The 2,850-nt window shown below is 60.9% G+C and carries 3 protein-coding genes; 2 read left to right on the top strand and 1 reads right to left on the bottom strand.

The annotated features are described in order from the left end of the window. Both ABY403_RS15250 and ABY403_RS15245 read left to right on the top strand, forming a co-directional pair. Nucleotides 1-1,103: NapC/NirT family cytochrome c (locus ABY403_RS15250; RefSeq protein WP_372841674.1), on the top strand; the 1,103-nt coding region annotated here is incomplete at its 5' end. A 55-nt stretch (nt 1,104-1,158) separates the two neighbouring features. Then, entirely contained in the window at nt 1,159-1,809 is a 651-nt protein-coding gene (locus tag ABY403_RS15245; RefSeq protein WP_372841673.1) for a molecular chaperone, read from the top strand. A 36-nt stretch (nt 1,810-1,845) separates the two neighbouring features. Here ABY403_RS15245 and ABY403_RS15240 read toward each other — a convergent pair whose 3' ends face one another. Continuing rightward, nucleotides 1,846-2,772 (bottom strand): carbon-nitrogen hydrolase family protein, encoded by a 927-nt coding sequence (locus ABY403_RS15240; RefSeq protein ID WP_372841672.1) that lies wholly within the window; start codon nt 2,770-2,772, stop codon nt 1,846-1,848. Between the last annotated feature and the right edge of the window lie 78 nt (nt 2,773-2,850).

The following is a 2,850-nucleotide window of genomic DNA, read 5'->3' as shown; positions in this document are numbered from 1 at the left end:
TTGTCGCCGTTTTGGGCGGCGTTGTAATGGCCGGCGGCCTGCTGACCGTGCACCTTGCCTTGGAAACTACCGGCTCGGTCGAGTTTTGCGTTTCATGTCACTCGATGACGATCCCGTATGAAGAATATCAGACCACGGTCCATTACCAGAACACCTCGGGCGTTCCGGCAGGCTGCCCAGATTGCCACGTGGCCGAAAAGGGCATCGCTTATTACATGGACAAGGTTATTGCCGGAAAAGACCTTTTCTATTGGATGACGGGCAAAATCGCCACCGCCGAAGATTATGAAACGCACCGTCTGGAAATGGCGGAAATCGTCTGGGCCAAAATGGAAGCGACCGACTCGCGCGAATGTCGCTCGTGCCACGACAGAGACGCAATGCTGATAGACCAGCAAACCACCGACGCGCAAAAGCAGCATGTCGATGCGCTTGCGTCCGGGGAAACCTGCATCGATTGCCACAAGGGCATTGCGCACAAGATGCCCGATCTGGCTGCGCGCGCCCGCGAAATTGCCGCCGCGTTCATGGAACAACCGCAACCGCTGACATCCGACCATGTCTGGACAAAATCCACGACGCCGCTTCTGGCCGAAGGCAATGCCGACGGCGCAAAGCTGGGCACCATTCTGCCCGGCGTCTCGATGACGCGGCTTGAAACCAGTGGCGACTACGTCAAGGTTCGGCTGAGCGGATGGCAGGCGGGCGATGTGGTGCGCGGCCAATACGCGCTTTTCGGCCAACGCATCCTGAACATCTCGATCAGCGCCAGCGCGCTTGACCGCATTACCTACGGCAAGACCGAATACTATTCGGACGGCGATCAGGATTGGATCGAGTCGTCGCTGGAAGGCTGGGTCGAAGCCGCCAAGCTGACCAGCGATGGTGCAACGCTCTGGTCGGTGGCCGATGCCACCTATGTCAGCCAATGCGCCGTCTGCCACTCGGTCCACGCGCCCGAAACCCGCCCGGCATTGGGTTGGGTTGCAGATGTCGAGCACTATGGCGAAAAAACCAGCCTGACCGCCGAGGAAGAGCGGCTGGTATTGCGCTATCTGCAACTGAACTCGTCTGATACCAAGGATTTGGCATCGGATCTGTAACGAGCGAGCCATCCGTCATGCTGCCGCTTTGGCCTCGATCGAGGAGTAGAAAGCCATGAAAGACCAAACCGTGAAGCCCACGGCCCTGCCCGAGCGCGCAACCCTTCTGCGCTGGCTGGCCGGGGTATTTGCAAAGGAGCAGACGCCAGAAACTCTGGCGGCCCTTGGAACCGATGCATCCAACGCCTTGCTGCGCGAGGCAGCGGATGCAGCGGGGCTGCGCGACGAACTTGGCGGGTTGCTGGCGCTGGTTGCAACGCGGCCCGATGTGGGGCCCTTCGCGCTGGATCTGGCAACCGACTACGCGCGCCTCTTTCTGGGGGCGGGCAGCCGCGGCATCACGGTGCAGCCCTACGAATCCTATCACACCAACCCACGCGGCGCGCTGTTTCAAGAGGCGACCGGCGCGATGGAGGCGCTGTTGCGCGAGTATGGGCTGGCGGCTTCGGGCACCAAAGAGCCTGCCGACCACGTTGCGGTCGAGCTAGAGTTTCTGGCGCAACTGACGGCGGATCTTGCTGAAGGCGGCGAACCCCGTGCGGCGGTGCTGCGCGACAAGCTTTTGCGCGAGCATGTGTTGGTTTGGGTGCCGGGTTTCTGCAACGCCTGCATCGAGCGCGACAGGCAGGGCTTTTACGCGGCCGCGGCGCGGCTGCTGCAAAGCCTGTTGCGCGCCGAGACCGAACGGCTGGCATCTGCCACCTAAAGCGAAACCGGTTTTGGGCGGGGCAAAACGCCCCGCCTAAGTTGTTTTGACCGCGCGCTTTTCGCGCGTATCCACGTGCAGGGAAAAAACGTCCGGGCGCGCGTAGTGGCCCGACACATCGAAATCGAACTTTCCGCGCGCAATCTGCGCGGGATCGATTTCAGCGTAGAGAATGGTCTCAACCCCAAACTGTGGCTCTGCCAGCACCTTGCCCATCGGGTCGATGATGGCGCTGCCGCCTCGGATCAGCACCGTTTCAGGGTCATCGCCAAGCGCGCATTCATGCTCTGGCCCGTAGTGCTTGCGCTTGAGGAACTGGCATGAGGTCAGAACGAAACACCGCCCCTCCAGCGCGATGTGGCGCATTGTGGGAAGCCAGCTATCGCGGTCATCCACCGTTGGTGCGCAGTAGAGGCTGATTCCTTGCGAATACATATGCATACGCAGCATCGGCATGTAGTTTTCCCAGCAGATCACCGCGCCGATCCGGCCCAGATCGGTTTCAAAGACCGGCATGGTCGAGCCATCGCCAAAGCCCCAGATCAACCTCTCGCCCGCCGTGGGCATCAGCTTGCGATGCTTGCCGACAAGCCCCTTTGCGCCATCGAAGAACAGCGCCGTGCAGTAAAGCGTGCCGCCGTCACGTTCGATGCAGCCGACCACCGCAAAGGCACCGGTCGCGGCCGTTGCCTCTGCGATCATCGCAACCTCTTCGCCGCCAAGCGAAATCGCCGCGTTGAAATAGCGCAAATAGGCGTCGCGGCCTTCTGGCTTGCGCAGGCCAATCGGCGCGCCAAAGGAATCGCCTTTGGGATAACCGCCTAGAAACGCTTCGGGAAACACCACGATCCGCGCACCCTTGCCTGCCGCCTCGCGGATCAGTTGCGCGGTTTTCTCTGCGGTTTTCAGTGAATCTTCAGGGAATGGCGCGGCTTGGACCACGGCTGCGGTGAACTTTTCCAATGTGCTCTCCGATACGTTCCGAAACAGGGCGATTAGGGGCAAAAGCCACAAGTTGCAGTATATCAGCCCCCTTCGCGC

Source organism: Phaeovulum sp. (genome assembly GCF_041596715.1).
GTDB lineage: Bacteria > Pseudomonadota > Alphaproteobacteria > Rhodobacterales > Rhodobacteraceae > UBA6213.
Note: the sequence above shows the minus strand (reverse complement) of the source record. Positions and strands in the feature narration are given on the sequence as shown.

Excerpts from the sequence above, each read along its gene's own strand:
- ABY403_RS15245 (WP_372841673.1), top strand. The coding sequence starts at position 1,159 with ATGAAAGACCAAACCGTGAAGCCCACGGCCCTGCCCGAGCGCGCAACC.